This window comes from Staphylococcus sp. HMSC62D11 (assembly GCF_001839145.1).
Taxonomy (GTDB): Bacteria; Bacillota; Bacilli; order Staphylococcales; family Staphylococcaceae; genus Staphylococcus; species Staphylococcus lugdunensis.
In genome coordinates, this window is record NZ_KV840191.1 from 19444 (window position 1) to 38597 (window position 19154).

General features: G+C 35.4%; 16 protein-coding genes. All 16 read left to right on the forward strand.

Annotated elements, in window-relative coordinates:
* Positions 1-323 precede the first annotated feature (323 nt).
* The 16 genes from pth (at position 324) to lysS (ending at position 18714) form a co-directional block, all read left to right on the forward strand.
* Positions 324-896 (forward strand): aminoacyl-tRNA hydrolase, encoded by a 573-nt coding sequence (pth, locus tag HMPREF3267_RS07055; protein WP_062078483.1) that lies wholly within the window; start codon positions 324-326, stop codon positions 894-896.
* Complete coding sequence (gene mfd / locus HMPREF3267_RS07060) at positions 893-4414, forward strand: transcription-repair coupling factor (RefSeq protein ID WP_062078485.1); 3522 nt, start codon at positions 893-895, stop codon at positions 4412-4414. The genes pth and mfd overlap by 4 nt, the downstream gene beginning before the upstream one ends.
* The gene (locus HMPREF3267_RS07065) at positions 4392-5921 is read left to right on the forward strand and encodes a polysaccharide biosynthesis protein (RefSeq protein ID WP_070823855.1); all 1530 of its coding nucleotides are present in this window, start codon (positions 4392-4394) and stop codon (positions 5919-5921) included. Before mfd ends, HMPREF3267_RS07065 begins: the two co-directional genes overlap by 23 nt.
* A gap of 1 nt (position 5922) precedes the next feature.
* On the forward strand, positions 5923-7113 hold the full coding sequence (locus HMPREF3267_RS07070; protein WP_062078489.1) for a MazG nucleotide pyrophosphohydrolase domain-containing protein: 1191 nt from the start codon (positions 5923-5925) through the stop codon (positions 7111-7113).
* Positions 7110-7388, forward strand: a complete 279-nt coding sequence (locus tag HMPREF3267_RS07075) for an RNA-binding S4 domain-containing protein (RefSeq protein WP_062078491.1) — start codon at positions 7110-7112, stop codon at positions 7386-7388. Before HMPREF3267_RS07070 ends, HMPREF3267_RS07075 begins: the two co-directional genes overlap by 4 nt.
* A 23-nt stretch (positions 7389-7411) precedes the next feature.
* Positions 7412-7810 (forward strand): cell division protein DivIC, encoded by a 399-nt coding sequence (gene divIC, locus HMPREF3267_RS07080; protein ID WP_002491863.1) that lies wholly within the window; start codon positions 7412-7414, stop codon positions 7808-7810.
* Positions 7811-7977: 167 nt separating this feature from the next.
* Positions 7978-8376 (forward strand): S1 domain-containing RNA-binding protein, encoded by a 399-nt coding sequence (locus tag HMPREF3267_RS07085; protein ID WP_002461461.1) that lies wholly within the window; start codon positions 7978-7980, stop codon positions 8374-8376.
* A gap of 103 nt (positions 8377-8479) precedes the next feature.
* On the forward strand, positions 8480-9772 hold the full coding sequence (gene tilS / locus HMPREF3267_RS07090; RefSeq protein WP_062078493.1) for a tRNA lysidine(34) synthetase TilS: 1293 nt from the start codon (positions 8480-8482) through the stop codon (positions 9770-9772).
* A gap of 2 nt (positions 9773-9774) precedes the next feature.
* Entirely contained in the window at positions 9775-10314 is a 540-nt protein-coding gene (hpt, locus tag HMPREF3267_RS07095) for a hypoxanthine phosphoribosyltransferase (RefSeq protein WP_002461459.1), read from the forward strand.
* Between the two features lie 277 nt (positions 10315-10591).
* Positions 10592-12679, forward strand: a complete 2088-nt coding sequence (gene ftsH, locus HMPREF3267_RS07100; RefSeq protein WP_002461458.1) for an ATP-dependent zinc metalloprotease FtsH — start codon at positions 10592-10594, stop codon at positions 12677-12679.
* Between the two features lie 180 nt (positions 12680-12859).
* Entirely contained in the window at positions 12860-13744 is an 885-nt protein-coding gene (gene hslO / locus HMPREF3267_RS07105; protein WP_062078495.1) for an Hsp33 family molecular chaperone HslO, read from the forward strand.
* A 176-nt stretch (positions 13745-13920) separates the two neighbouring features.
* On the forward strand, positions 13921-14853 hold the full coding sequence (gene cysK / locus HMPREF3267_RS07110) for a cysteine synthase A (RefSeq protein WP_002479495.1): 933 nt from the start codon (positions 13921-13923) through the stop codon (positions 14851-14853).
* 222 nt (positions 14854-15075) lie between these two features.
* Positions 15076-15879 carry a dihydropteroate synthase gene (gene folP, locus HMPREF3267_RS07115; protein ID WP_062078497.1) on the forward strand — a complete coding sequence of 268 codons (804 nt, stop codon included), beginning with the start codon at positions 15076-15078 and terminating at the stop codon, positions 15877-15879.
* Positions 15857-16222 (forward strand): dihydroneopterin aldolase, encoded by a 366-nt coding sequence (folB, locus tag HMPREF3267_RS07120; RefSeq protein WP_002461453.1) that lies wholly within the window; start codon positions 15857-15859, stop codon positions 16220-16222. The genes folP and folB overlap by 23 nt, the downstream gene beginning before the upstream one ends.
* Entirely contained in the window at positions 16223-16702 is a 480-nt protein-coding gene (gene folK / locus HMPREF3267_RS07125) for a 2-amino-4-hydroxy-6-hydroxymethyldihydropteridine diphosphokinase (RefSeq protein WP_062078499.1), read from the forward strand.
* A gap of 524 nt (positions 16703-17226) precedes the next feature.
* A complete protein-coding gene (gene lysS, locus HMPREF3267_RS07130; RefSeq protein ID WP_002479499.1) occupies positions 17227-18714 on the forward strand; it encodes a lysine--tRNA ligase in 1488 nt (495 codons plus the stop codon).
* Positions 18715-19154 lie beyond the last annotated feature (440 nt).

Genomic DNA, 19154 nt, shown 5'->3' on the forward strand with positions numbered 1-19154 from the left:
AGCTTATAACATTATTGTTTAGCTAATTGTACGATTTACAATTAATAGCTTATAGTGAGCCAAGTTAATTGTGATGTATAAAAGCGACGAATCATCGTCTTATATGAGCACTAAACTTATCAACATAAGTTTAGTGCTTTTTTGTGTTATGATGATGAATGATATAAAATAGTGTGTATCTTTAAAAAGTAAAGAATCAACTTATTTTAATAATGATAACCATATAATAATAGAATTAGAAAAACATACATGAGTGAGTCAATCTAAATAAATGCATCATGTATGGTACATTAATTTACAATTTGGCATGGAGGTTTCAACATATGAAATGTATTGTTGGTCTTGGAAATATAGGCAAACGATTCGAACATACAAGACACAATATTGGTTTTGAAGTGGTAGATTATCTTTTAGATAAATACCATTTTAATTTAGATAAACAAAAATTCAAAGGTGCATATACCATTGAGCGTATTGGTAATGATAAAGTCATGTTTATCGAACCAATGACAATGATGAATTTATCGGGGCAAGCAGTTGGGCCTTTAATGGATTATTACAATGTAGCAATAGATGAACTTATCGTGCTTTATGATGATTTAGATCTTAACCAAGGTCAAGTCAGATTAAGACAAAAGGGTAGTGCAGGTGGTCATAATGGTATGAAATCGATTATTCAACATTTAGGCACGGAGCAATTTAAGCGTATTCGCATCGGTGTTGGTAGACCGACTAATGGCATGTCAGTACCTGATTATGTATTACAAAAATTTTCAAAAGAAGAAATGATGACAATGGATCATGTAGTTGAACATGCAGCTCAAGCAGTAGAAGCATTTATCGATACGTCACGCTTTGACCATGTCATGAATAACTTTAATGGTGACGTCAATTGAAATCAGTGATAGCAGAATACATCCAACAAGATAAACGTTTCCAAGAATTAGATCAGGTATTTGGGCAAGAAAATATTTTAGTCACTGGATTATCTCCATCGGCTAAAGCTACAATTATCGCGGAAAAATATCTTACTGACCATAAGCAAATGCTCCTTATAACAAATAATCTCTACCAAGCAGATAAATTAGAAACAGATTTATTGCAGTATATTGATTCGGCAGAAGTATACAAATATCCTGTACAAGATATTATGACAGAAGAATTTTCAACCCAAAGCCCTCAACTTATGAGCGAACGCGTACGCACACTTACTGCGTTAGCACAAAATGAGAAAGGGTTATTTATCGTGCCATTAAATGGTTTGAAAAAATGGCAAACACCTATAGACATATGGCAAGCACATCAAATCCATTTACATATTGGTCAAGATATTGATGTGGCACATTTACTACAGCAACTTGTGAACATGGGGTATCGCCGTGAATCTGTTGTTTCCCATATCGGTGAATTCTCAGTGCGTGGTGGTATTATCGACATCTATCCGTTGATTGGCGAACCGGTAAGAATCGAGTTGTTTGATACGGAAGTCGACTCAATTCGAGATTTTGATATTGAAACCCAACGTTCCAATAATAATTTAGATGGTGTCTCAATCAGTTCTGCAAGTGACTATGTCATCACTGATGATGTCATTAAGCATTTACAAAGCAATTTAAAAGCTGCATATGAAGACACACGTCCAAAAATTGAAACATCGGTAAGGAATGACTTGAAAGAAACCTATGAAAGTTTCAATCTTATAGACACGACAGCCGTCGACCACCAATTATTACGACGTTTAGTTGCATTTATGTATGAAACGCCTGCTACTTTGATTGATTATTTTCAACAAGATGCCATTGTCGTAGTTGATGAATATAATCGTATCAAAGAAACAGAAGAAACGTTGACCACTGAAGTCGAGGACTTTATTCATAATTTAATAGAAAGTGGTAATGGTTTTATTGGGCAAACTTTTATGCAATATGACGGTTTTGAACATTTATTAACTCATTTTCCAGTGGCATACTTCACACTGTTTACATCCTCAATGACTGTTAAATTAGCTGATATTATCAAGTTTTCTTGTAAGCCAGTGCAACAGTTTTATGGACAATATGATATTATGCGTTCTGAGTTTCAACGCTACGTACAAAATGACTATACGATTGTAGTCTTGGTAGAAACAGAAACAAAGGTGGAACGTATTCAGGCAATGCTAAACGAAATGCATATTCCTACCGTTAAAAATATTCACAGCGGTATTGCCAGTGGACAAGCTATTGTGACGGAAGGAAGTTTATCTGAAGGTTTTGAACTACCTTATATGCAACTCGTGGTAATTACTGAACGAGAATTGTTTAAAACAAAACAGAAGAAACAGCGCAAACGTTCTAAGACAATATCAAATGCTGAAAAGATAAAATCATATCAAGATTTAAAAGTAGGTGACTATGTAGTTCATGTACATCACGGGGTAGGCCGCTATTTAGGTGTAGAAACACTTGAAGTTGGGGATGTTCATCGCGACTATATAAAATTACAATATAAAGGTACAGATCAATTATTTGTTCCAGTTGACCAAATGGATCAAGTCCAAAAATATGTTGCTTCAGAAGACAAATCGCCTAAATTAAATAAACTTGGTGGCTCTGAATGGAAGAAAACCAAAGCCAAGGTACAACAAAGCGTTGAAGATATTGCTGAAGAATTGATTGCTTTATATAAAGAACGAGAAATGTCAGTAGGTTACCAATTTGGAGAAGATACAGCTGAGCAACAAGCTTTTGAATTAGACTTTCCATATGAGTTAACACCTGATCAAGCAAAATCGATTGAAGAAATTAAAGCAGATATGGAACTACAAAAACCAATGGATCGTCTGTTATGTGGTGATGTTGGCTATGGTAAGACTGAAGTAGCGATTCGTGCAGCTTTTAAAGCAGTAATGGAAGGTAAACAGGTTGCATTTTTAGTTCCAACGACGATTCTTGCTCAACAACATTACGAAACATTGATTGAGCGAATGCAAGATTTCCCGGTTGAAATTCAACTTGTCAGTCGTTTTAGAACGGCGAAAGAGGTTAGAAAGACGAAAGAAGGGTTGAAGTCTGGTTATGTTGATATCGTTGTAGGGACACACAAGCTACTAAGCAAAGATATTCGATATAAGGATTTAGGGTTGCTTATTGTAGATGAAGAGCAACGATTTGGTGTTCGCCATAAAGAACGTATTAAGACATTGAAAACGAATGTTGATGTCTTAACACTAACAGCAACACCTATACCAAGAACGCTGCATATGAGTATGCTTGGTGTGCGTGATTTGTCAGTAATTGAAACGCCACCAGAAAATCGCTTCCCAGTTCAAACGTATGTGCTAGAACAAAATACGAATTTTATTAAAGAAGCATTAGAGCGCGAACTATCTAGAGATGGTCAGGTGTTCTATTTATACAATAAAGTTCAGTCGATATATGAAAAGCGTGAACAACTACAAATGCTCATGCCTGAAGCAAGTATTGCTGTAGCACATGGACAAATGACTGAACGGGATTTAGAAGAAACTATGCTAAGTTTTATCAATGGAGACTACGATATATTAGTAACAACTACGATTATAGAGACAGGTGTGGATGTACCAAATGCCAATACATTGATTATTGAAGAAGCGGATCGATTTGGTTTAAGTCAATTGTATCAATTAAGAGGACGTGTTGGACGTTCGAGTCGTATCGGTTATGCTTATTTCTTACATCCGACAAATAAAGTATTAACCGAAACAGCTGAAGATCGTTTGCAAGCGATTAAGGAATTTACAGAGCTAGGATCTGGTTTCAAGATTGCGATGCGCGATTTAAATATTCGTGGTGCGGGTAACTTATTAGGTAAACAGCAACATGGCTTTATCGATTCAGTTGGATTTGATCTATATTCACAAATGTTAGAAGAAGCAGTAAATGAAAAACGCGGTATAACTGAAGAAACGCCAGATACACCTGAAGTAGAGATGGTATTAAATTTAGATGCCTATCTGCCAGCAGAATATATTCAAAACGAACAGGCTAAAATTGAGATATATAAAAAGTTAAGAAAAGTTGAAAATGAGGCACAACTTGACGATATTAGAGATGAATTGATGGATCGTTTTAATGATTATCCGATAGAAGTTGAACGTTTACTTGATAGTGTACAAATTAAGATGCATGCATTACGTGCTGGGGTAACCTTGATAAAAGATCAAGGAAAAACAGTGGATATTACATTATCGGTGCAAGGAACGAAAGACATCGATGGTGAAGCATTGTTTAAACAAACACAACCGCTTGGTCGAGCTATGAAAGTAGGTGTTCAAGACGGGGTGATGAAAGTTACTTTGAAAAAATCAACACAATGGCTTGAGAATTTAAAATTTTTAGTGAAATGTCTAGAAGAAAGTAGAGTTATTAAAGATGAAGACGAAATCCGCATTTAGTGGTGTAGTGGTACTGACTGGTGCGCTCATTGTTGTCAAAGTATTAAGTGCACTTTATCGTGTACCGTATCAAAATGTATTGGGTGATGAAGGATTGTATGCCTATCAGCAAATATATCCTATTGTTGCGTTAGGCATGATATTATCAATGAATGCAATTCCTAGTGCAGTAACGCAAACTTTAGGTGGACATGGTACGGCGCAAAGATATTCAATGGTGCTTCGATATTTGCAGATAGTAGCTATTTTTATTACTGCATTATTATTTCTGTTAGCGCATCCAATGGCATGGATGATGGGAGATGTTCATCTAGAAATAATGATTAGAGCAGCAAGTTTAAGTTTCTTATTTGTTGGGGTTTTAGGCGTATTAAGAGGTCATTATCAAAGTCAACAATTAATGACTATTCCAGCAATTTCCCAGGTAATAGAGCAGATAATTCGAGTTACAGTTATCTTTGTAGCGATAGGATTATTTATACTTTATGGAAGAACGATTTATCAAGCTGGCATGCTTGCAATTTTAGGTTCATCGGTTGGTTTTCTAGGTTCAAGTCTTTATTTAATCTATCATCGACCGTTTAAATATATGCGTCAGCTAGATACGACGACCATACCATGGCGCCGACTAATGTTAGCAGTTATGGTGTTCGCTATAAGTCAACTATTAGTTATTTTATGGCAGTTCATCGACAGTTTTACAGTAGTACACATGTTAAAATCAAACCATTTATCATTTCATGAAGCGATTAAGCAAAAAGGCATCTATGATCGTGGCGCATCATTTATTCAAATGGGCTTAATTGTCACAACAACTTTTAGTTTTGTGTTGATTCCGTTATTAACATGTGCGTTGCAAGAACAACAATGGAATTTAATGAATCGTTATGCGAATGCCTCTCTGAAAATTACTATATTAATTAGTAGTGCTGCCGCAGTAGGATTAGTTAATTTATTACCATTGATGAATCAAGTTTTTTTTAAAACCAACAGTTTAGTCATAACGCTAAGTGTTTATATGATAACGGTAATATTGGTATCATTAATTATGATGTATATTGCTTTATTACAAGTGTTTAATGAGGTTGCAACGGTGATGATTAGTGTTGGTATTGGTTTAATCGTTAAAGGGCTGTTAAATATTATGTTGATTTATCAATTAGGAATTTTAGGTGCCAGTGTGAGTACCGTCTTGTCTTTAAGTGTGACAGGTTTGATTTGTCATCAGCGTGTAACGACACGTTATAAAATGCAAGGAATGGGTCGATTCTTTATTAAATTATTGGCAAGCATGTTAGTTATGAGTCTTGTCGTGCAAGCTGTGATGTGGCTTATTCCTACAACGGGACGCATTGGTGGATTACTTGAACTTCTAATTGCGGCATTTGCAGGAGTTGGGATATTTACCTGGCTTATAGCTGAATGGCGTATGTTAAGCTATAGAGAACTAAAACACTTACCTTATGGAGATAAATTATATCATTTTAAAACAAGGAGTCGACGATAATATGACGCATAAGATTACAATTATTGGTCTTGGAAATTATGGTTTAGACGATTTACCATTAGGAATATATCGATTTATTCAACAACAAGACTGTGTATATGCACGAACGTTAGCACATCCTGTTATAGAAGCATTGCGTGAGGATATACATTTTGAAACGTTTGATGATATCTATGAAGCACATCAATCTTTTGAAGATGTTTATCAAACCATTGTCGATCGTTTATTAGAATTGGCACAACAACAAGACGTCATTTATGCGGTGCCCGGTCATCCTTATGTTGCAGAAACAACGACGATGCTATTGTTAGAAGCGGAGAAGCAACGAGATGATGTCAGTGTGAATGTACTTGGAGGGAAAAGTTTTATCGATGATATTTTTGCCGCGGTAAAAATTGATCCGAATGATGGCTTTACAATGTTGGATGGTACAGATATACAGCCAGAACGTTTGAATGTGCGCACAGCTACAATCATTACACAAGTTTATAGTAATATGGTAGCTGCAGATTTGAAAATTACTTTGATGGAACGCTATCCGGATGATTACCATGTTAAAATCGTTGATGGTGCGCATGGTGATAATGCACAAATAACGGAGTTACCGCTCTACGAATTAGACCGTGATGCATCTTATTTTAATAATCTAACTAGTGTTTTTGTACCTGCAGTTGAAGACGAGCGTGTGCTATATTCAGACTTTGATTTTGCGGTACAAACCATTGACACACTTGTCGATGATGACCACGGTTGTCCTTGGGATCAAGCGCAAACACATGCCTCATTGAAACGCTATTTACTAGAAGAAACATTTGAATTATTTGAAGCGATTGATAATAAAGATGATTGGCATATGATTGAAGAACTTGGTGATATTTTACTACAAGTATTATTACATACGAGTATTGGTAAAAAAGAAGGCTATATGGATATACGTGAAGTTATTGACGGCTTAAATGCTAAAATGATTCGACGTCATCCTCATATCTTTGGAGAACAACATGCAGAAACAATAGATGATTTAAATACTATTTGGCTAGAGGCGAAACAACAAGAAGGCAAAACACCACGCGTCAAATTCGAGAAAGTATTTGCAGACCACTTCATGTCGTTGTATGATAAAACCAAAAATAAAGACTTTGATGAAAATATGCTCAAAGCCTATTTACAGCAAGGAGAGGCAGAGTCATGAGATTAGATAAATATTTAAAGGTATCACGTTTAGTAAAACGACGTACCTTGGCTAAAGAAATCAGTGACCAAGGTCGTATTACTGTTAATGGTAACGTTGCTAAAGCAGGTACAGATGTTGAGGTTGAAGATGAATTAGTCATTCGCTTTGGTCAAAAGTTAGTTACAGTTAAAGTAACTGCATTAAATGAACATGCAACAAAAGAAAATGCTAAAGGCATGTACGAATTGATCAAAGAAGAACGTACTAAAAATGAACCACAATTTGATGAATAATGGCTTAAAGGAGGTGACAAGCATTGGATAAAAAAGTAGAACAAATAGGTAATCAGTACACATCACAAAGAAACAAACAAAAGCAACGAAATAAGATGAAAATGCGTATTGTTCGCCGTAGAATTACAGTGTTTGGTGGTATACTATTAGCCATTATATTAATGTTAATTATCGTGCTTGTCCTTCAAAAGCAAAGTAATAGTGAAGATGCTGCTGAACGAAAACATAAAGAAGAACAATTTCAAAAACAACAAGATGAAGAAATTGCATTAAAAGAGGAACTGAGTAATTTGAACGACTCGGATTACGTAGAGAAAATTGCGCGTGATGATTACTATTTGAGTAATAAAGGAGAGGTTATCTTTAAATTGCCAAGTGATAAACAGTCAGATAAGTCAAAGTCGACAGATGATGATCGCTAATCGCTTTATAAAATAGTAAAAACAATTAAATATAGAGGATACAGTTAACAGTTTTATTAGAAACAGCAGCTAATCTTAAAATAATCTAGCTATAGCATTGTGAAAATATTAAAACAGGAATATAATAAGGATAAAATCGAATCATATCGGGAGGATTTATTTAGAATATGTCAATCGAAGTAGGAAATAAGCTTAAAGGTAAAGTCACAGGTATCAAAAAATTTGGTGCGTTCGTCGAATTACCTGAAGGGAAAAGTGGCTTAGTACACATTAGTGAAGTGGCAGATAATTACGTTGAAAATGTAGAGGACCATTTATCAATCGGTGATGAAGTTGAAGTTAAAGTATTATCAATTGCGGATGACGGAAAAATCAGCTTATCAATTAAAAAAGCAAAAGATCGACCACGTAGACCACAACACAAATCACATCATAGTAAACCGCCACAAAAAGCTGAAGATTTTGAAAAGAAACTAAGTAATTTCTTAAAAGATAGTGAAGATAAACTCACAACGATTAAACGACAAACAGAATCTAGACGTGGTGGTAAAGGTTCAAGACGTTAATGCGGTTAAAAATAGACTGTTTCTACTCAAGGAGCAGTCTATTTTTATTGACGGCCCTTTGATAAAAATAGATACAGATTAAAATTATAAAAGGTGGGATTATATGAAAGTAGACACGAGTGGTTGGACTGTAGAGGACCATATTGTCTTAGCCGTATCTACAGGTGTTGATAGCATGTGCCTGTTATACGCTTTAACCCATCTCTATCGTGACACCTATCGCAAGTTAACATGTCTACATGTCAATCATGGTTTGCGAGAAGAATCGATAGAGGAAGAACGTTTTTTTCAAACCTACTGTGAACAACATCAGTTATCATATGATATTAAACATTTAGATTTATCACATTTAGTATCTTCCGGGAAAAGTATACAAAATGACTCACGACAAATGCGTTATCAATGGTTTGATTATAAAATGCATGAATTAAATGCGGATGTGTTACTCACTGCACATCATTTAGATGATCAACTTGAAACCATCTTTTACCGTTTGTTTTCTGGACGGGCAACACGCAGTCGATTAGGCATGTCTTATCTTACGGCGAGAGAGCAATACAAAATATGCCGACCATTACTACAATCTCATAAACAAGACATCCGATATTTTCAACAAGTGCATCATGTGCCTTTTTATGAAGATTGTTCAAATCATATAAATAAATATGTACGTAATGACATTCGCAATCGCTTAATACCTGAAATTAATGATAATGAGCAATTAGATGTTGAGCAATTATTGAAATTAAAAGCCTGGCATGATGCACAGATGGAGCAATTAGAAAATAAAACTTCGCGATTCATTCAAGATTATGTGAATATGAATCATAATCATACTATGATAACGTGCCCAAGAACACGATTCAATTGTCTGCCATACTACGATAAAGTCATGCTGATGGACTGCTTACTACAGTATACGGATATTCCTGCACCATACTCTGAAAGAACATATTATGAATGGTTCCATCAAATAGCTAATGATAAAGCCCAATTTGAAATTGGGTTAACAGAACAATGGCATATTAAAATTGCATATGATAAATTTATAATAATGGCTAAATACCAACAGCAAACATCAGTTGAACCTATTAAAATTTATCACCATGGGCATTACCATTTTGGCAATAGTCATATTATAGTTGACGAGCAAATGCCAGCTGATGTTTTCCCGCTGACGATTCGTACGCGTAAAAACGGGGATATTTTTTGCTTAAATGGACAAACAGCACATAAAAAAGTCAGCCGTTTGATGATTGACCACAAGGTAGACATGAATGAAAGAAATATAATGCCTATTGTTGTTGATGCTGAGCAGCATATTATAGCGGTTGGCCAACTATATATATCACGAACCCACCAAGATTATTTAACTATTAATAACGGAGATGAATAACTATGCATAATGATTTAAAGGAAATAATTTTAACAGAAGAAGAGATTCAAACACTTTGTAAAACACTAGGAGAACAAATCACACAAGATTATCAAAATAAACCATTAGTTTGTGTTGGGATCTTAAAAGGTTCTGTTATGTTTATGGCAGATTTAATTAAACGCATTGATACACATCTTGCTATAGATTTTATGGATGTTTCAAGTTATCACGGAGGTACAGAATCTACTGGTGAGGTTCAAATTATTAAAGATTTAGGTACATCAATTGAGAATAAAGATGTCTTAATCATTGAAGATATATTAGAGACAGGAACAACTTTAAAATCAATTACTGAGTTACTACAATCTAGAAAAGTAAATTCATTAGAAATTGTAACGCTATTAGACAAACCTAATCGCCGAAAAGCAGATATCGAAGCAAAATATGTAGGTAAAAAAATTCCCGATGAATTTGTTGTAGGTTATGGCTTAGATTATGGAGAACATTATCGTAATTTACCTTACATTGGCACGCTTAAACCCGAAGTTTACACAAAATAAGTGATTTATCTTCTGATATAAAATAAAGTAAAATACTATGCGAAAAATGTCTAATAGTGTAGACTCGATTTATATAACTCTCTTAAATAAATAGTGTACAAAAGAAATGAAACTATAATGTTTTATGTGCTATAGAAAATAGTGATAATAGGGAATGTAATAATGATAAGTAAAAAGGCTATAGAAACTAATATTAAAGTTGAAATACTAGCCTTAAAAAGATGTATTGTGTTACAATTTTTGTTAGTTTTATTATGGAAGTAGGAGGAAACGACGCATGCAAAAAGCATTTCGCAATGTGCTAGTTATCGCAATTATTGGCGTTATTTTGTTTGGCGTTTTCAATTATATAAACAATAATGGGAACATGCCAAAGCAACTTACATATACGCAATTTGTTAAACAGTTGGATAAAGGTGAACTGAAGTCTTTAGAAATCCAACCAGAGCAAAATGTTTACATGGTAAGTGGTAAGACGAAAAAAGATGAAGATTATTCATCAACAATACTTTATAACAATGAAAAAGACTTACAAAACATCACAGATAAAGCAAAAAAACAAGATGGGTTAAAATTCACTGTTAAAGAAGAAGAAAAACAAAGTGTATTTGTAAGTATCTTAACAACACTTATTCCAGTTTTAATTATTGCATTATTGTTCATCTTCTTCCTAAGTCAAGCACAAGGTGGGGGACAAGGCGGTCGTATGATGAACTTTGGTAAATCCAAAGCAAAAATGTACGATAACAAGAAACGTCGTGTACGCTTTAGTGATGTTGCCGGTGCTGACGAAGAGAAACAGGAATTAATTGAAATTGTTGACTTCTTAAAAGATAATAAGAAATTTAAACAAATGGGCTCACGTATACCTAAAGGTGTGCTTTTAGTAGGGCCTCCAGGTACAGGTAAAACATTGCTTGCGCGTGCCGTGGCCGGTGAAGCTGGTGCACCATTCTTCTCAATCAGTGGTTCAGACTTCGTTGAAATGTTCGTTGGTGTCGGCGCAAGTCGTGTGCGTGACTTATTTGAAAATGCTAAAAAGAATGCGCCTTGTATTATTTTCATCGATGAAATCGATGCCGTAGGTCGTCAACGTGGTGCAGGTGTTGGTGGTGGCCATGATGAACGAGAACAAACACTCAACCAACTCTTAGTAGAAATGGATGGCTTCGGTGAAAATGAAGGTATTATCATGATTGCAGCAACAAACCGACCAGACATTTTAGACCCAGCATTATTACGTCCAGGTCGTTTTGACCGTCAAATTCAAGTAGGTCGCCCTGATGTAAAAGGTCGTGAAGCGATTCTACATGTTCACGCTAAAAACAAACCGCTTGATGAAACTGTAGATTTAAAAGCTATTTCTCAAAGAACACCAGGATTTTCTGGTGCTGATTTAGAAAACTTACTAAATGAGGCATCATTGATTGCTGCGCGTGAAGGTAAAAATAAAATTGATATGCGCGATATCGAAGAAGCAACCGACCGCGTTATTGCTGGTCCAGCTAAGAAATCTCGTGTTATTTCTGATAAGGAACGAAATATCGTGGCACATCATGAAGCAGGACATACCATTATTGGGATGGTACTTGACGAGGCGGAAATTGTGCATAAAGTAACTATCGTACCACGTGGTCAAGCCGGTGGATATGCGATGATGTTACCTAAACAAGATCGCTTCTTAATGACAGAACCAGAATTGTTAGACAAAATTTGTGGTTTGCTTGGTGGACGTGTGTCTGAAGATATTAACTTTGGTGAAGTATCTACAGGGGCATCAAACGACTTTGAAAGAGCTACCCAAATTGCACGCTCAATGGTCACAGAATATGGTATGAGTAAAAAATTAGGACCATTACAATTTTCTAATAGTAGTAGCGGGCAAGTCTTCTTAGGCAAAGATATGCAAGGTGAACCTAATTATTCAGGTCAAATTGCTTATGAAATCGATAAAGAAGTACAACGTATTATTAAAGAACAATATGAACGTTGTAAACAAATATTAATAGAACATCAAGATCAGTTAAAACTTATTGCTAAAACACTATTAACTGAGGAAACATTAGTTGCTGAACAAATTCGCTCATTATTCTATGATGGTAAAATGCCAGAAGTAGATTATGATAGTGCAAAAATAGTAAATAAAGACGATACTGATTTTAGCGATGGTAAATATGGCAAATCGTATGATGAAATTCGTGAAGAACAATTAGAGCAAGGTGACAAAGACGAAGACACGAACAAAGATGCATCAGAAAAAGATCGTGCATCTGAGTCAGATGACACAGCACACGAACAAGCACCAAATATTGATAAACCATATAATCCAAGTGATCCAAACCAGCCTGATCATAGACAACAATGATATTAATCTGTCTCCTTCTGCATATGAATTACTGCGGAAGGAGACTTTTTGATTTTTTTAACGAAACGAAACTGATACAAGCAGGTCATTTTGTTGATATAAACAACAGGTGTATAATAATTGCTCATAATAAGAAAAAACTTGATAAATAAAATATAAAAGTATATAAGGAGATTGTTTATGACACATGATTATATAGTAAAAGCATTGGCGTATGGTGGAGAAATAAGAGCATATGCTGCACTTACCACAGAATCCGTACAAGAAGCTCAAACGCGTCATTATACTTGGCCAACTGCTTCTGCAGCTATGGGAAGAACTATGACTGCCACATTGATGATGGGGGCAATGCTCAAAGGAGCGCAAAAATTAACAGTTACAGTTGACGGCAAAGGGCCGATAGGTAAAATTATTGCTGATGCTGATGCGCGAGGTAATATACGCGCTTATGTCGATCATCCTCAAACACATTTTCCATTAAATGCACAAGGAAAATTAGATGTAAAACGTGCAGTAGGAACAGAGGGGTCCATTATGGTAGTAAAAGATGTTGGAATGAAGGATTATTTTACAGGAACAAGTCCGATAGTGTCCGGAGAACTAGGAGAAGACTTCACATATTATTATGCAACAAGTGAACAAACACCATCTTCTGTTGGTTTAGGAGTGCTAGTTAATCCAGATAACTCTATTAAAGCAGCAGGTGGCTTTGTAATACAGGTTATGCCAGGCGCATCAAATGATACGATTACGCATTTAGAAAATGTAATTAAGCACATGACACCAGTATCCAAACTGATTGAACAAGGGTTAACACCTGAAAGCATTCTAAGCGAAATTCTTGGACAGGAACACGTTCAAATCATCGATAAGACACCCGTTCAGTTCGAATGTCAATGCAGTCATGAAAAATTTTTAAATGCTATTAAAGGGTTAGGAGAAGCAGAAATACAAGATATGATTACAAAGGATCATGGCGCAGAGGCTACATGTCATTTTTGTAATCAAAAATATAACTATACTGAAGCGGAGCTACAGGGGGTTCTCGAACAATTACAAGCATAGCATGAGTCAATGGTAGTTTAGATGATACTAGGTCAGGGAAACACAAAGATGTATAATAGTTTTAGAGACATAAATGGGTAAATACATTTGTTTTTTTAGAAAATTCTGATATGATATAACTATATCCGATTAAAGAACTAAGCATTTAGTCAAACTAGAATAAAGGAGTGTTTTTAATGGCACAAAAAATAGTTGATAATATTACAGAAATTATTGGCAATACACCAGTAGTCAAATTGAGAAACGTTGTAGACGCTGATGCAGCAGATGTATACGTGAAATTAGAATATCAAAATCCAGGTGGTTCTGTTAAAGATCGTATTGCGCTTGCTATGATAGAAAAAGCAGAAAAAGAAGGTAAAATTAAACCTGGCGATACGATAGTTGAACCTACAAGTGGTAACACTGGTATCGGACTTGCATTTGTTTGTGCTGCGAAAGGCTATAAAGCTGTATTTACAATGCCAGAAACAATGAGTTTAGAGCGCCGTAATTTATTGAAAGCTTATGGTGCAGAAGTAGTATTAACACCCGGATCAGAAGCGATGAAAGGTGCAATTAAAAAGGCTAAAGAATTAAAAGAAGAACATGGTTATTTCGAACCACAACAATTTGAAAACCCAGCAAACCCTGAAATTCACGAATTGACTACAGGTCCAGAAATTGTTGAACAATTTGAAGGTAAACAAATTGATGCTTTCTTAGCTGGTGTAGGTACGGGAGGAACTTTATCAGGTGCTGGTAAAGTATTAAAAGAAAAATATCCAAATATTGAAATCGTGGCAATCGAACCAGAAGCATCTCCAGTATTAAGTGGAGGTGAACCTGGTCCACACAAATTACAAGGTTTAGGTGCTGGTTTCGTTCCAGACACACTTAACACAGATATCTATGATAGCATCATTCAAGTTGGCAATGACATTGCGATGGAAACATCACGTCGTGTGGCTAAAGAAGAAGGTATTTTAGCAGGTATTTCTTCAGGTGCAGCCATTCACGCAGCAATTCAAAAAGCTAAAGAATTAGGTAAAGGAAAAACAGTATTAACCGTATTACCAAGTAATGGCGAACGTTACTTATCTACACCGTTATATTCATTTGACGACTAATTTATAGTTCATTTAATTATGCTAGTGAAGTCCCAGTTGGCTTCACTGGCTTTTTTGTTTTTTGAAAAAGCCAGTGTAAAATCTATAAGAGAAATAGATGAATTTTAAATTGCAAATACTGAAATGTTTCTCAAATGAGTGTATCATTATTTATAAGTTAATGATTTAAATGTAGTTGCAGTGTTACATATTCATTTTTTAAGAAAGCAAAGGGTGAAAAAAATGACGAAAACAAAAATTATGGGCATTTTAAATGTGACGCCGGATTCGTTCTCTGATGGGGGTAAATACAATTCAGTGGACAAGGCAGTCGCACGAGCAAAAGAGATGATAGATGAAGGTGTGGATATCATCGATGTGGGTGGCGTATCCACAAGACCAGGTCATACGGAAGTATCATTAGAGGAAGAAGTGGAACGCGTTGTACCTGTAGTAGAACAATTGGTTAAATTAGACGTTCAAATTTCTGTTGATACATATCGTAGTGAGGTAGCAGAGGCTTGTTTAAAGCTTGGGGCTACAATGATAAATGACCAATGGGCGGGATTATATGACCCTAAAATATTTGATGTGGTTAGTGACTATAATGCAGAAATTGTGTTAATGCATAACGGCGATGGTCAGAGAGAACAACCTGTTGTTGAAGAAATGCTATTATCGTTATTGACTCAGGCTAATAAAGCAGAAATGGCAGGCATAGAAAAAGGGAACATATGGTTAGACCCTGGTATTGGTTTTGCTAAATCAAGAAGTGAAGAAAAAGAAGTCATGGCACGATTAGATGAACTTGTGGCAACAGAATATCCAGTGCTATTAGCCACGAGTCGTAAACGCTTTATTAAAGAAATGATTGGCAAAGAGACAACGCCAGCAGAACGAGATGAAGCAACAGCTGCTACGACGGTTTATGGTATAATGAAAGGCATTCAGGCGGTTCGCGTGCATAATGTAGACTTAAATGTAAAGCTTGCACAAAGCATCGACTTTTTAAAGGAGAATGAACATGAGCGACATCATCTTTCTTAATGGCATGCGTTTTTATGGCTATCATGGAGCGCTTCATGCAGAAAATGAACTTGGCCAAATTTTTATAGTAGATGTAACACTTAAAGTTGATTTGACTGAAGCAGGGAAAACGGATAATGTCAAAGACACTGTGCATTATGGTGAGGTCTTTGAAGATGTTAAAAACATTGTTGAAGGGCCATCTTGTCAATTGATAGAACATCTTGCAGAACGTATTGCAAAACGTATAAATTCACACTATAATCGTGTAATGGAAACGAAAGTCAGAATCACTAAAGAAAATCCTCCGATTGCAGGTCATTATGATGGCGTTGGTATAGAAATAGTGAGGGAGAATTATTAAATGGTACAAGCTTATCTAGGTTTAGGAAGTAATATTGGCAATCGTCATAAACAGTTGATGCAGGCAATAGACATCCTTGATCATTTTGATGGTATTAAGGTTACACAAGTTTCTCCAATATACGAAACAGCTCCTGTGGGTTATACAGAACAACCACAATTCTTAAATTTATGTGTTGAAATAAATACGCAACTTACACCACGAGAATTGCTCAATTGTTGTTTAGAAACTGAAAAACAGTTACATCGAGTGAGAGAAGTACGTTGGGGTCCACGCACATTAGATGTTGATATCTTATTATATGGAGATGACATCATAGAGTTGGATCAACTAACGATTCCCCACCCAAGGATAACAGAACGTGCATTCGTATTGATACCCCTCAATGACATTGCGTCGACGAAAATAGAACCTCATTCCAAACAAACGATTGGAAACCTAGTTAAGGCAGACGATTCAGTTAAAAAGTATAAACAATGAGAGGCTAATGAAATATGTGGAAAACTGGAGACGTAGAAATTGAAATAGCGTCGTATTAATCCCTTATGTATGGTGGGGGAATATTATTCCACTTTCCGACTTACCGTTTCTCAGTTAATGGCAATAGTGATAATCATCATCCTAACTTGAGAAAAAATGCTTGATTAATCGGGTATAGATGTTGTAATGATAAGATGAAAAGCCTTAGGTAATTCACGGATAATTTATCGTACCTTCCATTACCTCGAAACATGAGCACTTATAGATGAGCCAACTTTAAAAGATAAAGTGGAAATTGCTTTATTACATACGCGCCGTCTTGTAGAATTAAAGGGAGAAAAGATTGGTGTTATGGAAATGCGTAAACACACTTCTTGGTAATTAAAAGGTGTTAATGGCCATGGCAAAGCATGTAAAGCCCTTAAGCCGAAACAGAACAAGGAATGATTATACCTTACAACATTTCCAACAAGAAATTATGCAACAACCAACAGAAAAACAAGAAGTTTAAAGGAGAGAGCAGAATGTCAGAAGAAATGAATGACCAAATGCAGGTCCGTCGTCAAAAGCTACAAGAACTAATCGATTTAGGTATTGATCCTTTTGGGAAACGCTTCGAACGTACAGCTATGGCTGATGACTTAAAAGGAGCATGGGATCAATATTCTAAAGAGGAATTACATGATAAAGAGGCAGAAAGTCATGTAACCATCGCAGGTCGTTTAATGACTAAACGTGGTAAAGGTAAAGCAGGTTTTGCACATATTCAAGACTTGTCAGGTCAAATTCAAATATATGTACGTAAAGATCAAGTTGGAGAAGAACAGTTTGATATTTGGAAAATCGCTGACCTTGGAGACATTGTTGGTATTGATGGTGTTATGTTTAAAACGAATACAGGTGAATTAACAGTTAAAGCTAAAACCTTCACTTTATTATCTAAAGCATTACGTCCGTTACCTGATAAATTCCATGGTTTACAAGATATTGAACAACGCTATCGCCAACGTTATCTAGATTTAATTACAAACAAAGAAAGTACGCAAACGTTCATTCATCGTAGTAAAATCATTCAAGAAATGCGTAACTATTTAAATAATAAAGGATTTTTAGAAGTAGAAACACCAATGATGCATCAAATACCTGGTGGAGCTGCTGCACGTCCATTTGTGACACATCATAATGCCTTAGATGCAACTTTATATATGCGAATAGCTATTGAATTACATTTAAAACGTCTTATTGTAGGTGGCTTAGAAAAAGTATATGAAATAGGTCGTGTGTTCCGTAACGAAGGTGTCTCAACTCGACATAACCCAGAGTTTACAATGATTGAACTTTATGAAGCATATGCAGATTTCCACGATATTATGGATTTAACAGAATCACTCATTCGCCATATTGCACAAGAAGTATTTGGCTCAGCAAAAGTTCAATACAATGGAGAAGAAATCGATTTAGAATCATCTTGGACAAGATTGCATATTGTAGATGCAGTTAAAGAAGCTACAGGTGTAGATTTCTATCAAGTAAAATCAGACGAAGAAGCAAAAGCATTAGCTAAAGAACACGGTATTGAAATTAAAGAAAACATGAAGTATGGACATATCTTGAATGAGTTCTTTGAACAAAAAGTTGAAGAAACACTTATTCAACCAACATTCATTTATGGACATCCAATCGAAATATCACCATTAGCGAAGAAAAATCCGGAAGACCCAAGATTTACAGATCGTTTTGAACTATTTATTGTTGGAAGAGAACATGCAAATGCCTTCACAGAACTAAATGATCCAATCGATCAAAGAGAACGCTTTGAAGCACAATTAGTAGAAAAAGCACAAGGTAATGATGAAGCACATGAAATGGATGAAGATTTCATTGAAGCATTAGAATATGGTATGCCGCCAACAGGTGGATTAGGAATCGGAATTGATAGACTTGTGATGTTATTAACAGATTCACCATCTATTCGTGATGTACTATTATTCCCATATATGCGACAAAAATAAATGATAGCAACAGATTTGTACAAAATACAAGTACGACACTGATAATCGAATATACGAAATAAATGCCCGAAGCAAATTAAGCTTTGGGCATTTTAAATATACAATTCATATCGCACTTAAATTAATAATCTTAGTTGTGAAGAAAAAATCTATAAAAAAAGAATAGATTTTAACGTGCAGATATGATAACATTTATCGAGTGTCAAAGAGAAAAAATGATGAATGATATATCATGAAAAAATATATAAAAAACAATTGACATGACTAATGATGTGTTGTAACATATAAAAGTCGTCAATTTCATGGGCGTGAAATTTAAACGCAATGTAAATCAATTTTAAACAAAGTGTAAAATTGACTATTGAAACGTTTGAATAAAGTTAGTAAAATTAGTAAAGTAAGCTATTTGTCTGGTGACAATGGCAAGGAGGTCACACCTG